The sequence below is a fragment of the Thioclava sp. F34-6 genome (genome assembly GCF_002213235.1).
Classification (GTDB): Bacteria; Pseudomonadota; Alphaproteobacteria; order Rhodobacterales; family Rhodobacteraceae; genus Thioclava; species Thioclava nitratireducens.
On the sequence record NZ_NBOA01000001.1, the window covers coordinates 153423 to 177612 of the forward strand.

Below are 24190 nucleotides of genomic sequence, written 5' to 3' on the forward strand. Positions count from 1 at the left end.
CTACACCGGTACGCTCGACGGTGCGCAGTCATTGACCGACAGGATCTCGGGCGTGCGGGTCTTCGCGTTCCACTCCACCTCCCAGGCGCGGCAGGGGCCGGATTTGTTCTTCAGCTGCCGCCAGCGTAGCCGGGGCGAGTCCACGCCCTCGCGCAGCAGCTTGTCGTAAATCGGCATCGCGTGCCAGCGCGTCTCCGCCGCGTTCGAGCCGCCATCGGGCAGGATCAGGCACAGCCCCGTCGCGCGGCCCTCCTTGGCGGCCAGTTGCAGCCGCCGCCCCGCCGTCAGCCCGATCTCGCGCGGCAATTCCCCGATCACAAGCGGCACCGAGCCGTCGCGCAGCGCCTCTTCCATCACCGCGAGCGTGTCGGTCTGGTCCTTGCCGCGCGCCAGCAGAAGCCGCGCCGGGTCGAAGAAGCTCACCAGACCGCGCGGATTGAGCCCTTCGCGGCGATGGCGTTCGTTCACCCAGAGGATCGGCCCCGTGGTGCTGGCGCAGACCGCGCAGGCGAAGCTCGTGGTGCCCATGCCGCAGACCTCATGGGTGCGGCCTTCGCGCAGGGGGAAAGGGTGGGGCGTGGTCATCGGGTCGCAGCGACAGAGAGGGGTGGTGAAAACAAAACATGAACATTTTAGACAATAGAAACCCGGCCCGCAAGGGATCGCGGGCCGGACTGATAGAAGGCCGAAGCCCGGGGGGCGTTACTTCAGGAACTCCATCAGCGCGATGTTGAACTCTTCCGAATGGGTGACGTTGCAGCCATGCGGCGCGCCCTTGATCGTGAAGAACTGGCTGTCGGGGATCGCCTTGTAGGTCCGCGCGGCCGAGCCTTCGAGCGGAACGATTTCGTCGCTGTCGCCGTGAATCACCAGAACCGGCACCCGCACGGCCTCCAGGTCGGCGCGGAAATCGGTCGTGCCGAACGCTTCCATGCAGCCGAGCGCCGCGCTCTGGTCGGACTGGTTGCACAGCGTTACCGCCTTTTCGCAATCCTCGTCCGAGGCCTTGAGCTCTCCGCCGGCGCTGTAGAAAGTCTCGACGAATTGCGGGAAGAAGCTCTCGCGCCCATCACGCAGGCCCTGCTCCATCTCCTCGGCGGCCTCCTTGGTCAGCGGGCCGTCGGGGTTGTCGTCACTCTGCATCAGATAGGGGGTCACGGCGGAGGCGAACACAGCGGCGCGCAGCCTGCCTTCGCCGTGATTGCGGATGTAGCGCGCGACTTCGCCGCCGCCCATCGAGAAGCCCACCAGTGTCACGTCATGCAGATCCATCGCCGTGATGAGGGCATCGAGATCTGCGGCGAGCGTGTCGTAATCGAAGCCCTCAGTGGGTTTTTCCGCCAGACCGAAGCCTCGGCGGTCATAGGTGATGACGCGGTGGCCGGCGTCGAGCAGGGCCGGGACCTGCCGCTCCCACGCCTTGCCCGAGAGCGGCCAGCCGTGGATCAGGACCACGGGCCGACCCGAGCCGCCATGGTCGATTGCGTTGAGTTGGCCGGGGCCAAGCGGAGCTGCTGTCATGGGGGTCCTCCTGGGTCTTCATCGGCTGAAGATCTCTGTGTTCGCTAGGGAGTAACGCGGGCGCCTTGGCAAAGGTCCAAAATCTCTTCGATTTCTCGCCCGGACCGGCGTCGGCGGGAAGCCGCGCGTCGCCGTCGAAGATATTGGGTGCGCAAGGAGGCGCGCCCGCTTTGACGATTGCAATTTTCGCCCGTTCGCCTTATGTCTTCTCTCGCTACGTTTGATTCCCAGATGCACTGTCTCCTTACGGCTTCAGTTTGCTTTCAAGAACTGACTACGCCGAGCTGACGCATTTCGCAGGCAGCATAATTTAATAGGAGACTCACGATGGCCGAAGGCACCGTGAAATGGTTCAATAGCACCAAGGGTTATGGCTTCATCGCACCGAACGATGGCGGCAAGGACATCTTCCTTCACATCTCCGCCGTTGAGCGCGCTGGCATCCAGCGTCTCGATGACGGTCAGAAAGTGACCTACGATCTGGAAACCGGCCGTGACGGCCGCCAGTCGGCAGGTAACCTCGCGCTCGCGTAAGCTGAGCCCGTGTGACGGTTTGAGACGGCCCGTGCAATCGCGCGGGCCGTTTTCATTTGGGCCTTACCAGACGTCCGGGTCGATGCCCTTAGCGCTGAGTTCAGAGAACTTGTCCTGCAGGAAGCGCTGGAACGGCTGATCGGCATAGGCGCCGCTGGCCACGTATTCGAGTCCCGCCAGATGATGGAAGGGCTTGAAATAGCCCGGCATTCTGAATGCCTCGGCCTCGCGCAGGCTCTGCGCGCCCGCATTCGCGGCGGGGATCAGCACCTGCGTCGGCGTGAAGTTCACCGCCCATTTCTGCGCCAGCGCGCGCTCCTCCAAGGCCTCGCCGTCGAAATCGGTGACCTCGCGCGCGCCCCAGAGATCGAGCTGCACCACGAGATAGCTCTTCTCGATCAGCCCGGTAATCTCTGGCTTGGCGAAATTCACCAGATGCATCTCGCGGCAATAGGGGCAGCCGCGCTGCTCGAAGAGCACCATCAGCCCCTTGCCCTGATCCGCAGCCTCCTGAAGATCCTCTCCCAGATCGAGGAACCCTTCGTGGAAGAAGGGCTGCCGGTAGAGCCCGCCATCGCCCATCACCGCCTCCGCCCTCGCGGGCCGCACGCCTCCCAACGCGCCTCCCGCCGTCATCGCTCCGACCGTCAGGGCCAACATCTCGCGTCTGTTCATCGCGTCGTCCTCCCTTCGTGAGAGGCCGAGTATAGCACAGACCGGGCGAATGGCGGGAATCGCGCGCTTAGGGCCGCGCCCGACCTCGGGTGGGCGCTCGTGAGATGTGGGCGAGGGCACTTTACTTCTCCATCGCCCCGACGGCCTAGTCTCAGTGGTGCAGTGCAGTCGCGCCCTCCCGGGGGGAGGTCGGGCGCGGCCCGGACTGGCCGCCCGGGCGAAAGTCGCATCGCTCCTCCCAAACGAAAAAGGCCCCGCGCTCGCGGGGCCTTCTCCAATCTCGTGACCGTCAGCCTCAGGCTTTGGCGAGGTTGCGCAGCACGTAGTGCAGCACGCCGCCGTTCTTGAGGTATTCGATCTCCACCGCGGTATCGATCCGGCTCTTGAGCTTGATCTCCTTGGTGGTGCCGTCCTTGTAGGTGATGGTGCAAGGCACGATCGACTGCGGCTTGATTTCGCCTTCCAGGCCTTCGATCGAGACCTCTTCCTCGCCGGTCAGGTTCAGATCCTTGCGGGTCTGGCCTTCGGTGAACTCGAAGGGGATCACGCCGAAGCCGACGAGGTTCGAGCGGTGGATACGCTCGAAGCTCTCCGCGATCACGGCCTTGACGCCGAGCAGGTTGGTGCCCTTCGCCGCCCAGTCGCGCGAGGAGCCTGCGCCATATTGCTCGCCACCGAAGATCACCAGCGGCTTGCCGGCTTTCTCATAGGCCATCGCCGCGTCGAAGATCGTGGTCTGCTCGCCGTCGGGGCCCTTGGTGAAGCCGCCCTCGACGCCGTCCAGCATCTCGTTCTTGATGCGGATGTTGGCGAAGGTGCCGCGCATCATGACTTCGTGGTTACCACGGCGCGAACCGTAGCTGTTGAAGTCCTTCGGCGCGACCTGACGCTCGACCAGGTATTTCCCGGCCGGGGTGTCGGGCTTGAACGAACCCGCCGGCGAGATGTGGTCGGTGGTCACGAAATCGCCCAGCACGGCGAGGATGCCCGCGCCCTTGATGTTCGAGATCGTGCCTGCTTCCGGCGACATGCCTTTGAAGTAGGGCGGGTTCTGGATGTAGGTCGAGCTGGCGGGCCAGTCATAGGTTTCGCCGCCTTCGACTGCCACAGCCTGCCACTTCTCGTCGCCCTTGAAGACGTCGGCGTATTTCGACTGGAACTTCTCGCGGGTGACGACCTTCTCGACGAGATCGGCGATCTCCTTGTCGGTCGGCCAGATGTCTTTCAGGTAGACGTCCTTGCCATCCGGCGTCTGGGCGATCGGCTCGCTCGACAGGTCGATGTTCATGTCGCCAGCCAGCGCGTAGGCCACCACGAGGGGCGGGGAGGCGAGGTAGTTGGCGCGCACGTCGGGCGAAATCCGGCCTTCGAAGTTCCGGTTGCCCGAGAGCACCGAAGTCGCGATCAGGTCGTTGTCGTTGATCGCCTTCGAGATTTCCGGCTGGAGCGGACCCGAGTTACCGATACAGGTGGTGCAGCCGTAACCCACGAGGTTGAAGCCAACCGCGTCGAGGTCTTCCTGAAGGCCAGCGGCTTCGAGGTATTCCGACACGACCTGCGAGCCAGGTGCCAGCGAGGTCTTCACCCAGGGCTTGCGGTTGAGGCCCAGTTCACGCGCTTTCCGCGCCACGAGGCCCGCGCCGATCAGCACGTAGGGGTTCGAGGTGTTGGTGCAGGACGTGATCGAGGCGATCACCACCGAGCCGTCGCGCAGCTCGTAATCCTCGCCTTCGACCTTGGCGGTCTTGCCGATCGAGACCGACTTGGTCGCGGCCGGGCCTTCGTCGGCCATGTCCTTGGCGTCTTCCGAGATGTCGATGCCGCGATAGTCGGCCACGACGTTCTCGAAGGCGTCGGCCGCCTTGGTCAGCGCGACATAGTCCTGCGGACGCTTCGGGCCCGAGATCGCCGGAACGATGGTGTTCATGTCCAGCTCGAGCGTCGAGGAGTAGATCGGCGCGTAATCCGCGTCGCGCCACATGCCGTTTTCCTTGGCATAGGCTTCGACCAGCGCGATGCGGTCCTTGTCGCGGCCCGTCTGCTCGAGATAGCGCAGGGTTTCGTCATCGACCGGGAAGAAGCCGCAGGTCGCGCCGTATTCGGGGGCCATGTTGGCGATGGTCGCACGCTGCGCCAGCGGCAGGTGGTCGAGGCCGTCGCCGTAGAATTCGACGAACTTGCCGACCACGCCATGGGCGCGAAGCATCTCGACGACTTTCAGCACGAGGTCGGTGCCGGTGGTGCCTTCGACCATCGCGCCGGTCAGCTTGAAGCCCACGACTTCCGGGATCAGCATCGAGATCGGCTGGCCGAGCATGCCGGCTTCAGCTTCGATACCGCCCACGCCCCAGCCGAGAACGGCCGCGCCGTTGACCATGGTGGTGTGGCTGTCGGTGCCCACGAGCGTGTCGGGATAGGCGACTTCGGTGCCGTCCTGATCCTTGTCGGTCCAGACGGTCTGGGCGAGGTATTCGAGGTTCACCTGGTGGCAGATGCCGGTGCCCGGCGGAACCACGCGGAAGTTCTCGAACGCGGTCTGGCCCCACTTGAGGAACTTGTAGCGCTCGATGTTGCGCTCGTATTCGCGGTCAACGTTCATCTGGAACGCGCGCGGGTTGCCGAACTCGTCGATCATGACAGAGTGGTCGATCACGAGGTCGACGGGCACGAGCGGGTTGATCTTCTGCGCGTCGCCACCCAGACCCTTGATGCCATCACGCATCGCGGCGAGGTCGACCACGGCGGGAACGCCGGTGAAGTCCTGCATCAGCACGCGGGCGGGGCGGTAGGCGATCTCGCGCGGGTTTTTGCCGCCCTTCTCGGCCCATTCGCCGAAGGCCTTGATGTCGTCGGTCGAGATCGTGAAGCCGTTATCTTCGAACCGCAGAAGGTTCTCCAGAACCACCTTCAGCGAGGCGGGCAGCTTCGAGAAATCACCCAGGCCAGCCTCGGTGGCGGCGGGGATCGAGTAATAAGCATAGGTCTTCGAGCCGACGCTGAGTTCGCGGCGGGTCTTCGCGGTATCCTTACCGGTAACGATGGGCATGAGAATGGCCTCCCTTCAAGGGTCCTAAGGGTGTCGCTGGCGTGTGTTTGCCCCAAGCGCGCGATCCGTTCAAGAGGGTCGGGCCATTTTTTGTATACCGTTGCACACAAAAGCGGCCTCTCAGGCGACCTCGCGTCACTTTGATCCAATCCCGAGCCGGATACGTTTGATTTATATCGTTTTGCGCGTTCGGACAGAAAGAAAACTCTCAAAACATTGATTAGGCATGGCCAGAGCAGAAACGCTAAGTATAAAGACGGCGAATTGAGGAGAATTTTTCGAGTGCGCGCAGGACGTTTGACCGCGATCGGAGCTGCATGTGCCGTGGGGCTGGTCAGCTCCGCGGTAATCGCTTGTGCGCAAGGGGCGGCAGATGCGCCGCCTGGGATGCGTCTCGATGCGTCCGGGGCGCTGCTCGATCAGATGGCGCCTGGCAAATCCGAGCCCTCCGCCAAGGCTGCGCCCGCGAATCCCGACCCGAATGACGACGAGGAGAAAAACCCCGTCGTGGTCGAGCTTTATACCTCGCAGGGTTGTTCGTCCTGCCCGCCGGCGGACGCGCTTCTCAAGGAGCTTGCCGACCGCGACGACGTGATCGCGCTGGCGTTGCATGTCGACTACTGGGACTACCTCGGCTGGAAGGATCCCTTCGGAAAGCCGGAATTCTCCGCGCGCCAGAAGTCCTATGCGATCGCCGCCGGTGAGCGCACGGTCTACACGCCGCAGATGATCATCGCCGGCCGCGAGACGCTGGTCGGACCGCAGAAAGCGGCGCTCAACAATGCGATCCTGCGCGAGACCGATGTCCATCCAGAGGTCGATCTGAAGATCACCGGTGAGGGCGATCATTACGAGATCGAGCTGACCCCGGTCGACGCGCTGGAGACGCCCGCGATGGTGCAGCTCGTGCGCTACAAGCCTTCCGCCACGGTCGACATCCTGCGCGGCGAGAATGCCGGGCGCACGGTGACCTACAAGAACATCGTCACCAGCCTGACCGGAATCGCCGAATGGGACGGGCGCAAGCCGGTTACGCTCTCGGTCGATGTCGACGGGGACGCGCCCGCCGTGGTGATCGTTCAGGAATCCCTGGCGAGCGAACATGGCCCGCTGCCCGGTCCCATCCTCGCCGCGGGTGAGCTGGACTGAGCCGGGCAGGGCAGGGCGGAAATGCGCCCCGCAGGCCCCCGGATTTTTCCTTGCATCCCTGCGCCCATCCCGTATAAGGCCGCATCTTCCGCGTTTGCTATGAACCGGCGGAGCCTCTCGTGTTGGGATGCGGAAGTATCATCGCCCAACGTTGAAGCCGCCTCGAAATACAGGAGTTCGCATGCCGCTTTACGAGCATGTCCTCATCGCGCGTCAGGATCTGTCCAACGCGCAGGCCGAAGGCCTTGTCGAACATTTCTCCACGGTCCTGTCGGACAACGGCGGCAAAGTCGTCGATTCCGAGTACTGGGGCGTGAAGACCATGGCCTACAAGATCAACAAGAACCGCAAGGGTCACTACGCCTACCTGCGCACCGACGCCCCGTCGGCCGCCGTGCAGGAAATGGAGCGTCTGGCCCGTCTGCACGACGACGTGATGCGCGTCATGACCATCAAGGTCGACGAGCACGAAGAGGGCCCCTCGGTCCAGATGCAGAAACGCGACGAGCGCGACAACCGTCGCGAGCGCCGTTGATCGGTAGACAGGAGTAGACACCATGGCAAAACCGTTTTTCCGCCGTCGCAAGGTCTGCCCGTTCTCGGGTGAGAACGCGCCGAAGATCGACTACAAGGACACCCGTCTTCTGCAGCGCTACATCTCTGAGCGCGGCAAGATCGTCCCCGCCCGCATCACCGCCGTCTCGGCGAAGAAGCAGCGTGAACTGGCCCGCGCAATCAAGCGCGCCCGTTTCCTCGCCCTGCTCCCCTACGCCGTGAAATAAGGAGACCGACCGATGGAAGTGATCCTTCTCGAACGCGTGGCCAAGCTCGGCCAGATGGGTGACGTCGTCACCGTCAAGGACGGCTTCGGCCGCAACTACCTGCTGCCGCAGGGCAAGGCGCTGCGCGCCAACGAAGGCAACATCAAAGCTTTCGAAGAGCGCAAGGCCCAGCTCGAGGCACGCAACCTCGAAACCAAGAAAGAAGCCGAAGCTCTGGCGTCGAAGCTCGACGGCGAGACCTTCGTCGTGATCCGTTCGGCCTCGGACGGCGGCAACCTCTACGGTTCGGTCACCACCCGTGACGCGGCGAACATCGCCTCCGAGCAGGGCTTCTCGGTCGACCGCAAGCAGGTCATCATCCGCCAGCCGATCAAGGTTCTCGGCCTGCATGACGTCGAAGTGCACCTGCACCCCGAAGTCGTCGCCGAGATCCAGCTCAACGTCGCACGTTCGCCCGAAGAGGCCGAGCTGCAGGCGTCGGGCAAGTCGATCCAGGACGTGGCGGCCGAGGAAGAGGCTGCGGCCGAATTCGAGATCGCCGAACTGTTCGACGATATCGGCGGCGCGACCTCCGACGACGACGAGGGCGGCCCCGTTGCCACCCCGGAGTCGGCCGAAGACGACAACAACGCCTGATCGGTCGCTCAGACCCTTCAGTCGAAAGACAGAGAACCGCGCCTTCCGGGGCGCGGTTTTTTCATGCTTGCCTGTGCAGATGGTTCAGCGAATTATGTCTAAAGACATATTCGGGCCGAGACGCGCGGCGCAGATCCCGGAACCGCGTACCGCAATCCGGCGTTGGCCCCTAAATAGCCTCCAGAGCTTTGAAAACAGGGGACGCGCATGACGAAACGACCGGGGCGAAGCCCACGCGACGCGACATCCAGCACACGCGACAGGCTCGTTCAGGCGGGGCTTCTGGGCTTCGGCGCCTACCTCATGTGGCGGCGTTATCAGGAGGATCGGCAGGCCGCGATCCACGGCCCGACCGAAGGCCGCAGCGCGCGGCATATTCCCGCCACCCGCACCGACCGCTACGACCGGCCCGCCGATCGCGCGCTAGGACGTCAGGCAGAAAGCCCCTTCGCAATCCCCCGCGCAGGCTGGAAGGCCATCGCCGCGCGCGCCTATGGCCAGATCGACGAGGATCGCGTGCTGGCCGTGGCGGCGGGCGTGACCTTCTACGCGCTGCTCGCGCTGTTCCCGGCCTTGACCGCAACCGTCTCGATCTACGGCATTTTCGCGGACCGCCAGACCATGCTGCAGGATCTCGACGCGCTGAAGAACGTCGTCCCGCCCGAGGCGCTGAGCCTGATCCGCACCCAACTCGAGCAGTTGATCGGGTCGAGTTCCAACGCACTCGGTCTCGCTTCGATCTTCGGCATTCTGCTGGCACTCTGGTCGGCCAATGGCGGTGTGAAGGCGATCATCGGGGCGCTCAACGTGGCCTATGGCGAGAGGGAGCGGCGGAGCTTCGTGCAGCTCAATCTCTTCGGGCTGGGCATGACGATTACCGGGGTCGTGATGGTCTGTGCGCTGATCCTCGTGGCGGCGGTGCTGCCGGTCGCGCTGGATTTCATCCCGCTGGGCGGCGCCTTCGACGCGGTGCTGCGCTGGGGACGTTGGCCGGTGATGGCACTGGTGCTGATGGGGATGCTGATGCTTCTCTATCGCTACGCACCCGCGCGCAACGCGCCGCGCTGGATCTGGGTCGTCCCGGGGGCGATCGTTGCCTCGCTGCTCCTGCTGATCGTCTCGGCGGCGTTCTCCTTCTACACTTCGAACTTCGCGAATTACTCGAGCACCTATGGCTCGATCGGCGCGGTGGTGGTGCTGATGATGTGGATCTGGCTCTCGACGACGGCGGTGTTGGTGGGCGCGGAGATCAACTCCGAGGCAGAGCATCAGACGGCGAAGGACAGCACCATTGGCGCGCCGCTTCCCTTGGGCGCGCGCAATGCGGCAGTGGCCGATGCCGTGGCGCCCGCGCCCTCGCGCAAACGCTGAGCGCGGCTGGCCCGAAGCGGGCCCAAAATTCGCCGCTTTTGCAGGGGAACCTCGGAGGGCAAGCAACCTGAAGAGGCCCCGAGATGCGGCTGTTTTCGATCCTGCACTTCGCGCTGACCCACACGATCCTCGTGACCGGCGGGCTTTTGTACCTGCACGATCCCGAGGGCGCGCGCGACCGGCTTGCCTCGGTGGGCGAGGTACTGCGCAGCGCGATCCATGACCGGATCGAACCCGGCAACCCGGCGGCGGAACGCACGGCGTCGCTGCAGGTCGACCGGGCCGCGCAGACCCTGCGCGACGTGGCGACCGCGACCGGGCTGCCCTCGCTGATTCCGAGCGCGAAATTCCTGAAGGTGCCGGGCGCAGAGTGATGCGGCGCGACCGCGCTCCGCGCCGGTCCACGCCCGGAAACGCAAAAGGCCGCCCCGAAAGGCGGCCTTCGCTAATTTTTGGCTGAGCGCCCGGAGATCACAGCTCGTCGAGCTTCTCGATCTCTTTCTGCAGCTCTTCCTTGGTGACTTCCTTGTCGTCCACCTTGGCTTCACCGGCAATGTAATCGACGACCTTGTCTTCGAAGATCGGCGCGCGCAGCTGCTGCTGCATCTGCGGGTTCTGCTGCACGAATTCGAAGAAGGCGCGCTCCTGACCCGGGTACTGACGTGCCTGGTTCATGATCGCCTGCGTCATCTCGGCGTCGGAGACCTCGATCTCCTGCTTGCGGCCGATTTCGGCGAGCAGCAGGCCAAGACGCACGCGGCGCTCGGCGAGGGTGGTGTGCTCCTCGGTGGTCTCGATCTCGCCGTGGTCATGGCCGTGATCGTCCGGATTCTCTTCGTGATAGAGCTGGTGCGCGATCTGCTTGGCCTCGGCTTCCACGAGCGACGGGGGCAGGTCGAACTTCACCTGATCGTCGAGCTGGTCGAGCAGGCCGCGCTTCATCACCTGACGTGCGGCGCCCTGGTACTCGGCTTCGAGACGCTCGGCGACTTGCGCTTTCAGCGCGGCGAGGTCTTCGGCACCGAACTGCTTGGCCATCTCGTCGTCGATCTCGGCAGCCTTCGGCGCCTTCACTTCGTGGACCTTGCACTTGAACAGCGCTTCCTTGCCCGCGAGATGCTCCGCACCGTATTCCTCGGGGAATTTCACGGTCACTTCGACGTCGTCACCGGCTTTCGTGCCAACGAGTTGCTCCTCGAAGCCGGGGATGAACGAGCCCGAGCCGAGTTCCAGCGGGTAGCCTTCGCCCTTGCCGCCTTCGAACGCTTCACCGTCGACGAAGCCTTCGAAGTCGATCACGACCTGATCGCCGTTCTCGGCCTTGCCGTCCTTGGCTTCGAAGTTCTTCGCGGTTGCCGCGAGGCTTTCCAGCGCTTCGTTCACTTCACCTTCGTTGGCCTTCACGACCAGACGCTCGAGCTTGACGCCCGACAGATCGACGTCCGGGATGTCGGGCAGCGCTTCGTACTCGACAGTCACGACCACGTCGTCACCCTCTTTCCAGTTCTCGCCGTCTTTCATCTCGATCTTCGGCTGCATCGCGGGGCGGTCGCCGGTCTTGTCGAAATGCTCGCTCATCGCGCCGTCGACCGATTCCTGCATCGCTTCGCCGAGGATGCGCGGGCCGAATTGCTTGCGCAGCATCGCCATCGGCACCTTACCCTTGCGGAAGCCCTTCATCTCGATCTCGGGCTGCGCTTCGGAAAGCTTCGCGGTGACCTTCTCGTCGAGTTCCTTGGCGGTGATGGTGATCTCGTAGCCGCGCTTGAGGCCGTCGTTCTGGGTCTCGGTGACCTGCATGGTTTGTCCTTTGTCTCTGGGCGCCGCGCGGATCGCGGCCGGTTCTCGAATTTCAGGCGTCCTTCTATTGAGCCTCAGCCATGGTGGCAAGGCGAAAAGGGGCCGCAGAGCGGCCTGCGAGCGGTGAAATGACGCCCGGGCAGGGTGTACGCGTGGGCGAGGGCGGGAACCCGGGATAGGGAGCGGGCAGGGGGGGCGCTGACGCGACGGAGGAAGGTGCAGCGGTTGGCGCGGCGGGCGATGCGATGAACGTCTGGTGCGCGCGGGCTCGGAAAGCTGCGGCCGGGGCGCACCACCCCACGAAGTCGCTCCGGCCGCGAAACCGGGATTGCGCCAAACCGGCGCGCCGTCGTGATCTTCCGCCGCTTCGGAGGATCCGCCCCCTTGTTCGCGGATCCGAAGCGAGAATGACACGATCTTCCCGAGAGGTAAGCCTAACCGAGAAGTGTTTGAAATTCAGCGGTCATTTTCGGACAGATCGCCCGTCACCCGCCCGCGCAACCCGCCTGTGACTTTCACGCGACAGCGCGATAGGCGCGCTCGACCGCTTCGAACTTCACCGCCTGCCGGCGGAAGTGGGCGCGGATGAAATCGGGCGAGAGCCAGAGCCTGCCGCGTCGGCGCGGCTCTTCCCATCCCAGGTTGCCCGCCTCTTCGGCTTTCTGGACCATGCGCTTGATCTTCGAGACCGAGATCAGGAACTGCGCGGCGAAATCGGCGATGCTGACCCGTTCGAGATAGATGCGCCCGTCCGTTTCGCGCAGATCTCGCAGCATCCGCGTGAGCGCATGCAGCATCATCCCGCCCGTGTCGGAGCCGAGGAAATGCGCCATCGCCGCGGGCGGGGCGTGCCATTCGGGATCGACCCGGATGATCTCGACCATCTGCCGCTGCATCGCGAAGGCGAGGTCGGGGTCGCGCCGGGCCGCGTCCAGCCGCGCGCCGCCATCGAGGATATCGAGACAGTGCAGGTGGCCCTCGCACCAACGCCGCATCCCTTGCTCTGCCAGGGGCGTGGTGGTCACGGGGCGCAGCCGCCCGTCGCCTTTGTACTCGTCCGGCGGGGCGAGCAGCCCATGCGCCTCCATCTCGCCCAGATACTGGCTCAGCGTCTTGCGGTTGATCTCGACATGAGGCGTCAGCGCCGCGAGAAGCCGTCCCGGCGTCAGTTCCGGCGCGCCGGGCTCCATCTTCGCCCTCATCGCCAGCGCGAAACTGGTCTGGCTCACGAGCCAGCGCCGATGCGAAGCCATGTGGCGCGCGATCCGCGGTGTCTGCGCCTGCACGTCGAGCAGCATTGCCGCCACCGCCTGCTGCGCGCCGAAGAAATTCGGATCGGTGGCGATCGTGTCGCGGGTGAGCCCGCGGATGGGAAGGGATGTCTGCGAACCCAAGCCCGGCGACGTGTCTTCGACTGGCCGCCGAGGCGGTGTTTGCGGGCTTTCGACCATCACCTCTCCCACGCATTCGGTCATCCAAGCGGGGGCAATTCCGCCCGCGTAGCCATCTTAAACTAGCGTGCACGCGGGAGAAGGCGAGGGTATGGTAGGAAATTCCGGAGGTTGGGAGTGGTGCGGGTGAAGGGACTCGAACCCCCACGCCAAAGGCGCCAGAACCTAAATCTGGTGCGTCTACCAGTTCCGCCACACCCGCATCAGGGGCGTAATAGCAACAGCTTGCGGGTACGGAAAGAGGAAGATGCGATTTTGCTCGTCTTAACGTGTTGGTGAGAGTTAGCCTTTACGCAACGGCACGCCAGAGGCCGAGGTTACGAGTGGGCAAGAGCAGGTATCGCCATGGGACAGGCGCCACGGCGGGGGAATGGCATGGCCATGCTCCGCCAGATCATCGAATCCAATCCACGTCACGCTCTTCCGGGCCCGGCCGGTCCGGAGGTGGCAGCGCGCACCTCGCCTTTGGAGATGCGCAAACCGAAGCCGGATCTCAGCGCCGGGATCGCCGCCGGGGCACGGGTCTACACGCTGGACGGAGCGATTCCCGTGGAGTTTCTCGAGCCCGGCGACCGGATCGTGACCCGTAGCGGGACCTGCAGGCTCAAGGCGCTGCGGGCCGGCGATTACGTGGGCGCGCTGATCCGCATCTCGCCCGGCGCGCTTGGCCATGATCGCCCCGGCGCGCCGCTCATCATCGCGCAGGGCGCGCAGTTGATGATGCGCGACTGGCGGGTGCAGGTGATCTACGGCAAGCGCGAGGCGCTTCTGCCTGCGCAATCGGTCGTCGACGGGCATTATGTCACGCTAGGGCAAGGTCGCGCGCGGCTCTTCGTGCTGGAATTCGAGACGCCCGAGGTGATCTATGTCGATGGCGTGGAAATGGCCGCCGCGGTCGCAGGCGTCGAGGCCTGATCCGCACGCGATTTCGACCGATATCCGCCGGTATCAAGGGGGGTGATGCGCTTCGCCGTCACATTCGTGGTAGCATTTCGATGCTACCGCTCACGATCAAGCGCGTGTGTTGACAGGGGCGTATGTCATTTGCTTAGCTCGATCTTGCACCAGAGGACGAGTGCGCAGCGTGGCTGCGAAGAGTGTGGGTAAACCCTTTTGGAGATTGCGATGACGGCACCTTTGCGAAATGCAGAGGCGATCTTGCATTGCGCGGGTTGCACCGCTCGCAACCAAGGCGTCTGCGGATCCCTATCGGATCGTGCTCTGGCGAGGGTCGCCGAACGGGCGCGCAAGATTTCCTGCGCGGCCAATGAGCGGCTCTGCGAAGAAGACGTCAGCTGCGAGCACATCGCGCTGGTGCAACGCGGCATGCTGCGGATGCAGAGTCATTCGCTCTCCGGGCGGCGCAAGATCACCGGTCTCGTCAGCCCGGGCGATAGCATCGGCCAGCTTCTCAACGGCCATCGGGACACAGCGATCGAAGCGGTGATCGATACGGATCTGTGTCTCTTCGAAGCCGCGACTTTCGCGCAGCTCATCGATCAGGAGCCCGAACTGCGCCGGGCGCTGTGCCGTCAGGCGGAAAGCTGGGTCGAGAAGGCGCGGCGGTTGAGCTGGCTTCTCGGCGCCTTCGCGCCGGCGGCGCGGCTGCGCGCGCTGCTTCTGCTGTCGCGCCATATCATGCCTTGGCAGGCCTTGCCCGATGGCGGCGGCGTCTTGACCATGCTGCTGCCGCGTCAGGACATCGCCGATCTGCTCGCCACGACGCAGGAGACCGTCAGCCGGTCTCTGCACCAGTTCCAGAAGGACGGGCTGATCGACATCCTGAACACCCGCCAGTTCCGGCTCAACGATCTCGACGCGCTGGCCGCGGGGCTGGAGGTGCTTCTGGCGAGCTGAGTGCGCTCAGGCCTCGCGCATCTCCAGGGAATTGCCGGAAATATCGACGAGCGTTCCGAGATTCGAGATCTCTATATCGTAGGGTGTAACGATCCGGATCGCGCCCTCGCGTTCGAGCTGATGAAACGCCCGGCTCAGCGATTCAGGCGAGGTGCCCAGCAAATGGGCGATATCGACCCGCTTGATATGGATATGCAGACCGAGCCGGATGTTGTCCCGCGCGCAGCTTTCGAGAGTGCGGTATTTGTGGCGGCTCAGGATGATCAGGAGCGAGGCGAGCCGCTCGACGACTTTCGAACTGCCGAGCACCATCACCCATTCGCGCGCCGCGTCGAGCTCGTCGAGGATGCTCAGCAGGAACAGCCGCTCCGCCGCGTGCGAACGCGCGAGGATCGCTTCGAATTTCTGCCGGTCGCAGGTCAGGACCGCGCCATCGCTGAGCGCCTCGATCCGGTAGCCCGACGGGCCGTTGAAGGCGCGTCCGAACATGTCGGACGGCGTGATCAGCCCGATGATGTGGCGATGCCGATCCTGCAGCGTTTTCGACATCGCGAGAAACCCGTCCGCGACGAAGCCGATCCGGTCTGCGACTTCGCCATCCTCGATCAGCACGTCGCCCGGCGCGAAACGGATACTCTGCCAGAGCGGTATCATCTCGGTGCGCAGCTCCGGCGGCAGCGCGTCCAGCAGACGCTGCAATTTGCCCTGCGCCACTACGCCCTCTATCTCGATCCGCTTTCCGGACTTCGAGTGTTCGTTCATCGCGTCTCGTCTCCCTGTCGCAGGGGAGAGCTTAGTCGGGGTGAGGTTCGGATGCGAGGGCCGCGGGGGCGAAAAACCGTGTTGCGCCAGCCTTTTCAGCGTCTTTCCACACGAAGTTGCAGGAAATTCGCGCTATGCGCCTAGCACGTTGATCAACATCAAGGAATCGCGCCGCGGATTGGAGCTTAGATGAACTGCAACAAAAGGAGAGACGGATGAAGAACTGGCTTATCATTCTGGGCGCGACCGCCGCTCTGGCCGGGTGCGATATGATGACGGGGCCCGCTGGGACCGACGCAGTCGACACTCCCGAAGCCGCCATGGCGGCCCCGGCCACCGCTCCGGCGGATGCGACGGACACGGCACCGGGCGCGCGCAACGGCAACCAGAACCAATCGCGCGAGCAGATGGCGCAATAAGCTGCAACGGGCGGCGAGGGGTCTCTGCCTTTCGCCGCCCGAAACTTTCGCGCCGCGTGGCCCCCGACGGCGCGGCTCAGTCGCGGTCAGCGTCCCGTGCCATCAGGTCGCGCAACACTTTCGGGAGTTCTTCGGGCAGGTCTTCGGCGATCAGACCCGGACCGAAGCTGCGTGCCGCCTCGACATGAAGCCATGCCGCAGTGGTCGCGGCGTCGAACGGTTGGAACCCGCGCGCAAGCAGCCCCGCGATCAGCCCCGACAGCACATCGCCCGCGCCCGCCGTTGCAAGCCACGGGGCCGCGCGGTCCTGCGTCGCCGAATGCAGCGCCACGCGCCCGTCCGGCGCCGCGATCGCGGTGTCTGCCCCTTTGAGCAGCACCGTGCAGCCCGCGCGCGCGGCCGCCTCGCGGGTGGCGTCCAGTTTGGAATAGGTCGGATCGTCGCCTGACAGCTTTTCGGTCAGATCGGGAAAGAGCCGTTTGAACTCGCCCGGATGCGGGGTCAGCACGCAGGCCTGGTGGAGCTGGCCGAAGAGCAGGCTCGGGTCGTCGGAAAAGGCGCTGAGCGCATCGGCATCGAGCACCGTCGCGCGTTTGCCCCAAAGCGCCGCCGGCACCATCTCCTGTGCGCGGGACATGCCCAGACCGGGCCCGAGGCAGAGCGCGTTGAGGCGCTCATCGCCCAGCATCCCGCGCAGGCTATAGGCGTCGGGCAGGGCGCTCAGCATGATCGCGTCGAGATGGGCGGCGTTCTCGGCCAGCGCCTTGGGCGGGCAGGCCAGCGTCACCAGCCCCGCGCCGATCCGCAGAGCCGCGCGCGCAGCCATCCGCGCAGCGCCGCCTTTGCCTGCGCCACCCGACAGGACCAGCGCGTGGCCGTGGCTGAACTTGTGGCCCGTCCGCTTCATCAGGAAATTCGAGGGGCGGTCGATCAGCCGCGCAGCCGCGGGGATCGCATCCTGCGGCAGGCCGATATCGGCGACCACCAGCGCACCGCGCATCGAGGCGCCACCGCCGGTGCGGTCGGGCCCGTCGGACGGATCGAGGTAATGGCCGCATTTCGCGCGGTGGAAACTGACCGTCAGGTCGGCAGGGAATGCCCCCCCGAGATTGCGCCCGCTATCCGAGGAAATGCCGCTGGGGATATCGACGGCGATGAAATGCGGACGCGGTCCCGAGGGATTGGAAAAGCGCCGCGGATAGATCCCGCGCCATGTCTTCGCCGTGTCCTCGGGCATCTGACGGGTCAGGCCGGTGCCGAACAGCGCGTCGATCACCAGCCCGCTCTCCATATCGTCGATGCGGCCTTCGATCGCAGCATCGTCCCATGGCAGCACGTCCCCGATCTGCGCCCAGCGGTCGTGATTGGCCTTCGCATCGGGGGGCAGACGAGCCGGATCGCCATAGGCGTAACAGGCGATCCCCCAGCCGCGCGCGGCCAGCAGGCGCGCGATCACATAGCCGTCGCCGCCATTATTGCCCGGCCCGCACAGCACCACAGCCTGCGCAGGCCCCGGATCGGACCAACGCGAGAAAATCGCCGTGACGACGCTTTCCCCGGCACGCTCCATCAGCTCGAGCCCCGTGACCGCGCCGCGCGCGATCTCGGTCTGTTCGTGTTCGCGCATTTGGCTGGCGGTCAGGATTTCAGGCATGGTCCCCGGGGTCTTCGAAGGAATCGTTTTCAAACTGCTGCATTTTTGTGCTACTTGCACGAATTGCGGGCGCGCTTTTCGGATATCCGACCTCAAAACCGCGCTCCGCCAGCCTAGCCGATTGCGGGGGCTTTGGGAAAGTGGTCTGAGGGGGTCGGAACGAAGACCTGACGGAGGAGTCGGCGGCATGAAAAAGGTGGAGGCGATCATCAAGCCCTTCAAACTCGATGAAGTGAAGGAAGCGCTTCAGGAAGTTGGGATTCAGGGCCTTTCGGTGATCGAGGTGAAAGGGTTCGGACGCCAGAAGGGCCATACCGAGCTTTATCGCGGCGCCGAATATGTCGTGGATTTCCTGCCCAAGGTGAAGATCGAGATGGTGCTGCCCGACGATCTCGTCGACGCCGCCATCGAGGCGATCACGAACGCCGCGCGCACCGAGAAGATCGGCGACGGCAAGATCTTCGTCTCTCCGATGGAGCAGGCGATCCGTATCCGCACCGGCGAGTCGGGCGACGACGCGCTGTAACCTCCGGCATTCCCGGCGGACCCCGTTGCGGGTCCAGGGACAACCCAAGCTCAACGAAAGGGTAATGTGACATGAGCATCAAGGACGCTCTCAAACTGATGAAGGACGAAGACGTCGAATACGTCGACGTGCGCTTCACCGATCCGCGCGGCAAGCTGCAGCACGTGACGCTGATGCATACCGAAGTGGACGAAGATTTCTTCGAAGAAGGCTTCATGTTCGACGGCTCCTCGATCGCCGGCTGGAAGTCGATCGATCAGTCCGACATGAAACTGATCCCGGACGCGTCCTCGGTCTATATCGACCCCTTCTACGCCGAGAAGACCATGTGCGTGCACTGCACCGTGGTCGAGCCCGACACCGGCGAGCCCTATGCCCGCGACCCGCGCGGCACGGCTGAGAAGGCCGAAGCCTATCTCGTTGCCTCGGGCATCGGTGATACGGCCTTCTTCGGTCCGGAAGCGGAATTCTTCCTGTTCGACGACGTGAAGTTCTCGGTCTCGATGAACAAGGTCTCCTACGAGGTCGACGCGATCGACGCGGCGTGGAACACCGACACCGATTACGAGATGGGCAACATGGGCCATCGTCCGGGCGTCAAGGGCGGCTACTTCCCGGTCAACCCGGTGGATGACGCGCAGGACCTGCGTTCGGAAATGCTCTCGACCATGAAGCGCATGGGCATGAAGGTCGACAAGCACCACCACGAAGTGGCCTCGTGCCAGCACGAGCTGGGCCTGATCTTCGGGACGCTGACCAAGCAGGCCGACGACATCCAGAAGTACAAGTACGTCATCCACAACGTGGCGCACGCCTATGGCAAATCGGCGACCTTCATGCCGAAGCCGATCACCGGCGACAACGGCACCGGCATGCACGTGAACATGTCGATCTGGAAAGACGGCAAGCCGCTGTTTGCAGGCGACAAATACGCTGACCTGTCGCAGGAAGCCCTGTGGTTCATCGGCGGTATCCTGAAGCACGCGAAGTCGCTCAACGCCTTCACCAACCCGTCGACCAACTCCTACAAGCGTCTGATCCCGGGCTTCGAGGCTCCGGTTCTGCGCGCCTACTCGGCCCGCAACCGCTCGGGTTGTGTCCGTATTCCGTGGGCGGAATCCCCCAAGGCAAAGCGCGTCGAAGCCCGTTTCCCCGATCCGTCGGCGAACCCCTATCTGTGCTTCTCGGCTCTGCTGATGGCCGGCCTCGACGGCATCAAGAACAAGATCGATCCGGGCCCGTCCTCGGACAAGGATCTCTACGATCTGCCGCCGGAAGAACTGGCCTCGATCCCGACCGTTTGCGCCTCGCTGCGTGAAGCGCTCGAGACGCTCGAGAAGGATCACGAGTTCCTGCTGGCCGGTGACGTGTTCACCAAGGACCAGATCGAGGGCTACATCGCACTGAAGTGGGAAGAAGTGTACGCGTTCGAGCACACCCCCCACCCGGTGGAATACAAGTACTACTACTCCTGCTGAACGGGAGAGGGACAGTGATGGGAAGGGGCGTCCGGTCGGGCGCCCCTTTCGCATTCGGGGCGTCTGCTATGGCGCTTTCGCATCGCCGGACGCCGGGTAAGGCTGCATCCCTTGACAGATGCGTCCGCGCCGCCCATCTCTCGGCCTTGGCTGCCGGATGCCTGCCGCCCGCGGGGCGTTTCCCTTGGTGAAATCCGGTTCACGATCGCTCTCCTTGCTTTCGGGGGCTCTTCGGCAATGCGGGCCCCGAAGCGGTGGATCATCCCCGTGGAGACGAAACGATGACTGTAAATGCAGTGAAAGACGTAAAGGCGCAGGCGCGCCGTCTGGCCGAGGCGATGGCGCAGGCGGGCAATCCGGTTGCGCTGTCGAAGGCGTATGAGTTGACCGCGCAGGCGGCGGGTCATGCCGACTGGAACACGATGGTGGCGGCGCTGCGACGTGCCGAACCGGCTGCACACGCGAAGGGCTATGCCTTGGGCGATGCGGTGCGCGGGCGCTATCTGGGCCATCCGGTGAGCGGCCGCGTCCATGCGCTGCGGCGCAAGGGCGAGACCCATTACGACATCGAAATTGCGCTGGACGAGCCGGTGGATGTCGTTGAAAGCGCTGCGTTTTCCTCGATGCGGCGGCGCGTGCGCGCGACCATCGGCGCGGATGGGCGCTCGATCGGGCGGCGCTCCGACGGGGTCGCGCATCTCGAACTGGACTGAGGAGAAGGGGCGCATCGAGCGCCCCTTTTTCTTTGCGCGTAGCTGGGGCAGGATCGTCCGGCGAGATGGCGGGGAGGGATCATGCGCTCGGAAAAGGACAAGATGCTGGCGGGCGAATTGTATCGCGCCGAAGGGCCGGAGATCGAAGCCGATATGGCGCGGGCAGCGGCGTGGATGGACCGGTTCAACGCGACCGTCGCGCATAGTGCCGCGGGCTGCCATGCGCTGCTGACGGAGCTGTTCGCGGAAGTGGGGCAGGGGACGCGCATCCGCCCACCGTTCCATTGCGATTACGGCAGCAATATCCGGCTTGGCGCCGGAGTCTTTCTGAATTTCGGATGTGTCATCCTCGATGTGGTCGCGGTCACGATCGGCGACCGGGCGCAGGTCGGTCCGAAGGTGCAGATCCTGACCGCCGATCATCCCCGCGATCCGGAGACGCGCCGGACCGGGTTGGAATTCGGGCGGCCCGTGCGGATCGGCGCGGATGTCTGGATCGGCGGCGGGGCGATCATCCTGCCGGGGATCACGGTGGGCGATGGCGCGCTGATCGGCGCGGGGGCCGTCGTGACGCGCGACGTGCCGACGGGTGCCACGGTCGCGGGCAATCCGGCGCGGATCATCGGTAAAGCGTGAGAGGCGGTGCAGGGTTGGCCAAGGGCAGCGAACTTGCCCCGCCGCGCCCTTCTCGCTAAGGGAAACCAAAGATCAATCAGGAGGATCAGGCATGAGCCGCGCATTCGTATTTCCCGGTCAGGGCGCACAGGTCATCGGCATGGGCAAGGCATTGGCCGACGCCTATCCCGCCTCGAAAGCGGTCTTCGAAGAGGTCGATGAGGCGCTCGGGCAGAAGCTGAGCGCGCTCATCTGGGAAGGCGAGCAGGACGAGCTGACGCTGACCGCCAACGCGCAGCCCGCGCTGATGGCGACGTCTATCGCGGCGCTGCGGGCGCTGGAAGCCGAGGGCTTTGCGGTCACAGATGCGGCCTATGTCGCGGGTCACTCGCTGGGCGAATATTCCGCGCTTTGTGCGGCGGGTTCGCTGAGCCTGCCCGACACCGCGCGCCTGCTGCGCGTGCGCGGCGACGCGATGCAATCGGCGGTGCCGGTGGGCGTCGGCGCGATGGCCGCGATCCTCGGGCTCGATTTCGAGGCGGCGTCGAAAGTCGCTGCCGAGGCGGCGCAGGGCGAGGTCTGTCAGGCTGCAAACGACAACGATCCGAGCCAGGTGGTGATCTCGGGCAACAAGGCGGCGGTCGAGCGGGCCACGGTGCTCGCCAAGGAAGCGGGCGCGAAGCGGGCCGTGATGCTGCCGGTCTCTGCCCCGTTCCATTGCGCGCTGATGCAGCCCGCCGCCGATGCGATGGACGCCGCGCTGTCGCAGGTCGAGATCAAGGCGCCGGTGGTGCCGCTGGTCGCCAATGTCCGTGCAGAGGCGGTGAGTGATCCGGCCCTGATCCGCGAACTTCTGGTCGAGCAGGTCACGGGTTCGGTGCGCTGGCGCGAGAGCGTCGCGTGGATGGCCGCTCAGGGCGTCGACGAAATCTGGGAGATCGGCGCGGGCAAGGCGCTCGCAGGGATGGTCCGGCGGATCGCCAAGGACATCACCTGCCGCGCGATCGGCACGCCGGAAGAGGTCGCCGCGCTGAAGGACTGAGGGCTGAGCCGGGGGATCCTCCCCCGGACCCCCTGGGATATTTCCGCCAAGAGGAAGGCGAGGCCGTCCGGGGTCGCCATCGAACCGGACGGCCTTTCCATGTGGCGTCGCACGCGGCGGAGCGCCTATTCCGGCGGGCGCAACCTTGGCGTGTGGCACTTGGAGTTCCCTAACGACACATTCGCTGATATGAGAGCGTCGACTTAGAAACGAGGTAGCATGATGTTCGATTTGAAAGGCAAGCGCGCGCTGGTGACCGGAGCTTCCGGCGGGATCGGAGCCGAGATCGCGCGAGCGCTCCATGCGGGCGGCGCGGCCGTGGCGCTGTCGGGCACGCGGGTCGAGCCGCTCGAAGCGCTGGCCGCCGAGCTGGGCGAGGGTGCCTATGTCTGCCCGGCCAACCTGAGCGATCCCGAAAGCGTCGAGGCGCTGCCGAAAGCGGCGATCGATGCGATGGGCGGTCTGGACATCCTCGTGAACAATGCCGGAATCACGCGCGACCAGCTGGTAATGCGGATGTCGGACGAGGATTGGCAATCGGTGATCGACGTGAACCTGACGGCGGCGTTCCGCCTGATGCGCGCGGTTCTTCGCCCGATGATGAAGGCGCGCTGGGGCCGGATCATCAACATCACCTCGGTGGTCGGCCAGACCGGCAATCCCGGCCAGGTGAACTATGCCGCAGCCAAGGCGGGTCTCGTCGGCGCGTCGAAATCGCTCGCGCAGGAAGTCGCGACTCGCGGCGTGACGGTGAACTGCGTGGCGCCGGGCTTCATCGAGACGCCGATGACGGACAAGCTCACCGATGCTCAGAAAGACGCGATCCTGTCGGGCATTCCGGCCGGGCGCATGGGCACGCCCGAAGAAATCGCTGCCGCCGTGCGCTATCTCGCGAGCCCCGAGGCGGGCTACGTCACCGGCGCGGTGCTGCATGTCAATGGCGGCGGGACGATGGCCTGACGTCTTTGTGACCCAACGGCATGGCCGCCTTTGTTAGGGTGGAGAAACGTCTTGCCATGGGCCACGGCAATCGCTAAGAGCGCTGCAGACGAGCCGGGCGTAACAGCCACGGCTCTGAATTGCGGTCTTCGGGTTGACCCGGGGCGCGCGGGTTGAGACGCTCGTAAACGAGCAAGCATGAACGGGCTAGGCCCTATAAACTTTGAGGAATTGACATGAGCGACATCGCTGATCGCGTGAAGAAGATCGTCGTGGAGCATCTCGGCGTGGAAGAGGACAAGGTCACTGAGAGCGCCTCGTTCATCGACGACCTCGGTGCGGACAGCCTCGATACGGTCGAGCTGGTCATGGCCTTCGAAGAAGAGTTCGGCATCGAGATCCCCGATGACGCCGCCGAGAACATTCAGACCGTCGGCGATGCGGTTAAATTCATCTCGGAAGCGCAGTAAGCCTTAACGGCGGACGCTGAGAGAGAGTTAAGGGCGGCGCTTCGGGAAACCGGAGCGCCGCTTTTCTTTTGCGCCAGACGCGCGGGTGTCGGGGAGGATTGCATGCGGAGTTTCGTCGCGATCGAGTTGCCCGGGGAGCATATCGAGGCGATCGAGCGGTTGCAGGCCGATCTGGCCGCGGGGCGGATCGTGCAACCGGAGAACCTCCACCTGACGCTGGCCTTTCTCGACGAGATCGACATCGGACAGCTGGAGGCTCTGGACGACAGGTTGCGCGAAATCGACTGGGCGCCGGGGCCGGAGGTGGTGTTGGCAGGGCTGGAGACCTTCGGCAGCCCGGCGCGGCCCGAGGCGCTGGTACTGGGTGTACAGGCCGATCCCGAGCTGCTCCGCTGGCACCGTGCGGTGATGGCGGCGGCACGAGCGGCGGGGATCGACCTGCCGCGGCGACGGTTCCGCCCGCATGTGACGCTGGCACGGTTCGGCAAGCGGGCAGGAGCAGGGGATTTGGCCCGGCTGGGGCGATTCATGGCCCGCGAGGGGGCGGTGCGCTTGCCGGGATTCGGCCCCGATCACGTGGCGCTGATCCGCTCGACTCTTGGGCATGGGCCGCCGCGCCACGAGATGCTTGCCAGTTATTTTATGTCATAAGACATATATTAAGGAAGATGTGAACGAAAACGCGGCTCTTGAGAGTGGCTGTTAATCGTTTGTTAACGAATTGGGCGGTCTCCTGATCCTATCGCGGGC

General features: G+C 64.7%; 26 protein-coding genes and 1 tRNA gene. 18 read left to right on the top strand and 9 right to left on the bottom strand.

Features of this window, described 5'->3' with window-relative positions; genetic code table 11:
* Positions 1-585, bottom strand: a complete 585-nt coding sequence (locus B6V72_RS00700) for a hypothetical protein (RefSeq protein ID WP_088718451.1) — start codon at positions 583-585, stop codon at positions 1-3.
* A gap of 117 nt (positions 586-702) precedes the next feature.
* A complete protein-coding gene (locus B6V72_RS00705) occupies positions 703-1521 on the bottom strand; it encodes an alpha/beta hydrolase (protein WP_088718452.1) in 819 nt (272 codons plus the stop codon).
* Between the two features lie 327 nt (positions 1522-1848).
* Between B6V72_RS00705 and B6V72_RS00710 the strand changes: the two genes are divergently transcribed.
* Complete coding sequence (locus B6V72_RS00710) at positions 1849-2055, top strand: cold-shock protein (protein WP_075775053.1); 207 nt, start codon at positions 1849-1851, stop codon at positions 2053-2055.
* Between the two features lie 63 nt (positions 2056-2118).
* Here the strand turns inward: B6V72_RS00710 and B6V72_RS00715 are convergent, their stop codons facing one another.
* Both B6V72_RS00715 and acnA read right to left on the bottom strand, forming a co-directional pair.
* On the bottom strand, positions 2119-2730 hold the full coding sequence (locus B6V72_RS00715; protein ID WP_088734193.1) for a thioredoxin family protein: 612 nt from the start codon (positions 2728-2730) through the stop codon (positions 2119-2121).
* 295 nt (positions 2731-3025) lie between these two features.
* Positions 3026-5776 (bottom strand): aconitate hydratase AcnA, encoded by a 2751-nt coding sequence (gene acnA / locus B6V72_RS00720; RefSeq protein ID WP_088734195.1) that lies wholly within the window; start codon positions 5774-5776, stop codon positions 3026-3028.
* Positions 5777-6058: 282 nt separating this feature from the next.
* Here acnA and B6V72_RS00725 point away from each other — a divergent pair, with 282 nt between their 5' ends.
* From B6V72_RS00725 to B6V72_RS00750, 6 genes are all read left to right on the top strand, one after another.
* Positions 6059-6925, top strand: a complete 867-nt coding sequence (locus tag B6V72_RS00725; RefSeq protein ID WP_240497664.1) for a DUF1223 domain-containing protein — start codon at positions 6059-6061, stop codon at positions 6923-6925.
* 181 nt (positions 6926-7106) lie between these two features.
* Positions 7107-7460 carry a 30S ribosomal protein S6 gene (gene rpsF, locus B6V72_RS00730; protein ID WP_075775050.1) on the top strand — a complete coding sequence of 118 codons (354 nt, stop codon included), beginning with the start codon at positions 7107-7109 and terminating at the stop codon, positions 7458-7460.
* 22 nt (positions 7461-7482) lie between these two features.
* A complete protein-coding gene (rpsR, locus tag B6V72_RS00735) occupies positions 7483-7707 on the top strand; it encodes a 30S ribosomal protein S18 (RefSeq protein ID WP_038073027.1) in 225 nt (74 codons plus the stop codon).
* Between the two features lie 12 nt (positions 7708-7719).
* Positions 7720-8343 (top strand): 50S ribosomal protein L9, encoded by a 624-nt coding sequence (gene rplI, locus B6V72_RS00740; RefSeq protein WP_088723326.1) that lies wholly within the window; start codon positions 7720-7722, stop codon positions 8341-8343.
* A gap of 207 nt (positions 8344-8550) precedes the next feature.
* Positions 8551-9714, top strand: coding sequence for a YihY/virulence factor BrkB family protein (locus B6V72_RS00745; protein ID WP_077701246.1), 1164 nt, complete (start codon positions 8551-8553; stop codon positions 9712-9714).
* Between the two features lie 83 nt (positions 9715-9797).
* A complete protein-coding gene (locus B6V72_RS00750) occupies positions 9798-10088 on the top strand; it encodes a hypothetical protein (RefSeq protein ID WP_088718455.1) in 291 nt (96 codons plus the stop codon).
* Between the two features lie 97 nt (positions 10089-10185).
* Here the strand turns inward: B6V72_RS00750 and tig are convergent, their stop codons facing one another.
* The 3 genes from tig to B6V72_RS00765 form a co-directional block, all read right to left on the bottom strand.
* Positions 10186-11514, bottom strand: a complete 1329-nt coding sequence (gene tig, locus B6V72_RS00755) for a trigger factor (protein ID WP_088734197.1) — start codon at positions 11512-11514, stop codon at positions 10186-10188.
* 515 nt (positions 11515-12029) lie between these two features.
* The gene (locus B6V72_RS00760) at positions 12030-12965 is read right to left on the bottom strand and encodes a hypothetical protein (RefSeq protein WP_088734199.1); all 936 of its coding nucleotides are present in this window, start codon (positions 12963-12965) and stop codon (positions 12030-12032) included.
* A 118-nt stretch (positions 12966-13083) separates the two neighbouring features.
* Positions 13084-13167, bottom strand: a tRNA-Leu gene (locus tag B6V72_RS00765).
* A 173-nt stretch (positions 13168-13340) separates the two neighbouring features.
* On the opposite strand from B6V72_RS00765, the gene B6V72_RS00770 reads away from it, so the two are divergent.
* Positions 13341-13880 (top strand): Hint domain-containing protein, encoded by a 540-nt coding sequence (locus B6V72_RS00770; RefSeq protein WP_157771585.1) that lies wholly within the window; start codon positions 13341-13343, stop codon positions 13878-13880.
* Between the two features lie 210 nt (positions 13881-14090).
* Entirely contained in the window at positions 14091-14822 is a 732-nt protein-coding gene (locus B6V72_RS00775; RefSeq protein ID WP_088734201.1) for a Crp/Fnr family transcriptional regulator, read from the top strand.
* Between the two features lie 6 nt (positions 14823-14828).
* On the opposite strand, the gene B6V72_RS00780 is transcribed toward B6V72_RS00775, so the two are convergent.
* Positions 14829-15584: a Crp/Fnr family transcriptional regulator gene (locus B6V72_RS00780; protein WP_088734203.1), complete on the bottom strand. Its 756-nt coding sequence runs from the start codon at positions 15582-15584 to the stop codon at positions 14829-14831.
* A gap of 215 nt (positions 15585-15799) precedes the next feature.
* Between B6V72_RS00780 and B6V72_RS00785 the strand changes: the two genes are divergently transcribed.
* The gene (locus B6V72_RS00785; RefSeq protein WP_088718460.1) at positions 15800-16003 is read left to right on the top strand and encodes a hypothetical protein; all 204 of its coding nucleotides are present in this window, start codon (positions 15800-15802) and stop codon (positions 16001-16003) included.
* 76 nt (positions 16004-16079) lie between these two features.
* Here the strand turns inward: B6V72_RS00785 and B6V72_RS00790 are convergent, their stop codons facing one another.
* Complete coding sequence (locus B6V72_RS00790; protein WP_088734205.1) at positions 16080-17657, bottom strand: NAD(P)H-hydrate dehydratase; 1578 nt, start codon at positions 17655-17657, stop codon at positions 16080-16082.
* Positions 17658-17844: 187 nt separating this feature from the next.
* Here B6V72_RS00790 and B6V72_RS00795 point away from each other — a divergent pair, with 187 nt between their 5' ends.
* The 8 genes from B6V72_RS00795 (at position 17845) to thpR (ending at position 24091) form a co-directional block, all read left to right on the top strand.
* Complete coding sequence (locus tag B6V72_RS00795) at positions 17845-18183, top strand: P-II family nitrogen regulator (protein ID WP_075775041.1); 339 nt, start codon at positions 17845-17847, stop codon at positions 18181-18183.
* 71 nt (positions 18184-18254) lie between these two features.
* Positions 18255-19661, top strand: coding sequence for a type I glutamate--ammonia ligase (glnA, locus tag B6V72_RS00800; RefSeq protein ID WP_075775040.1), 1407 nt, complete (start codon positions 18255-18257; stop codon positions 19659-19661).
* Positions 19662-19942: 281 nt separating this feature from the next.
* The gene (locus B6V72_RS00805) at positions 19943-20374 is read left to right on the top strand and encodes a glyoxalase superfamily protein (RefSeq protein ID WP_075775039.1); all 432 of its coding nucleotides are present in this window, start codon (positions 19943-19945) and stop codon (positions 20372-20374) included.
* A gap of 81 nt (positions 20375-20455) precedes the next feature.
* Entirely contained in the window at positions 20456-21010 is a 555-nt protein-coding gene (locus tag B6V72_RS00810) for a sugar O-acetyltransferase (RefSeq protein ID WP_088734207.1), read from the top strand.
* 91 nt (positions 21011-21101) lie between these two features.
* Entirely contained in the window at positions 21102-22031 is a 930-nt protein-coding gene (gene fabD, locus B6V72_RS00815) for an ACP S-malonyltransferase (protein WP_075775037.1), read from the top strand.
* A gap of 222 nt (positions 22032-22253) precedes the next feature.
* Positions 22254-22991: a 3-oxoacyl-[acyl-carrier-protein] reductase gene (gene fabG, locus B6V72_RS00820; protein WP_075775139.1), complete on the top strand. Its 738-nt coding sequence runs from the start codon at positions 22254-22256 to the stop codon at positions 22989-22991.
* A 215-nt stretch (positions 22992-23206) separates the two neighbouring features.
* Positions 23207-23440: an acyl carrier protein gene (locus B6V72_RS00825; RefSeq protein ID WP_075775036.1), complete on the top strand. Its 234-nt coding sequence runs from the start codon at positions 23207-23209 to the stop codon at positions 23438-23440.
* A gap of 102 nt (positions 23441-23542) precedes the next feature.
* Positions 23543-24091 carry an RNA 2',3'-cyclic phosphodiesterase gene (thpR, locus tag B6V72_RS00830; RefSeq protein ID WP_088734209.1) on the top strand — a complete coding sequence of 183 codons (549 nt, stop codon included), beginning with the start codon at positions 23543-23545 and terminating at the stop codon, positions 24089-24091.
* Positions 24092-24190: the final 99 nt, after the last annotated feature.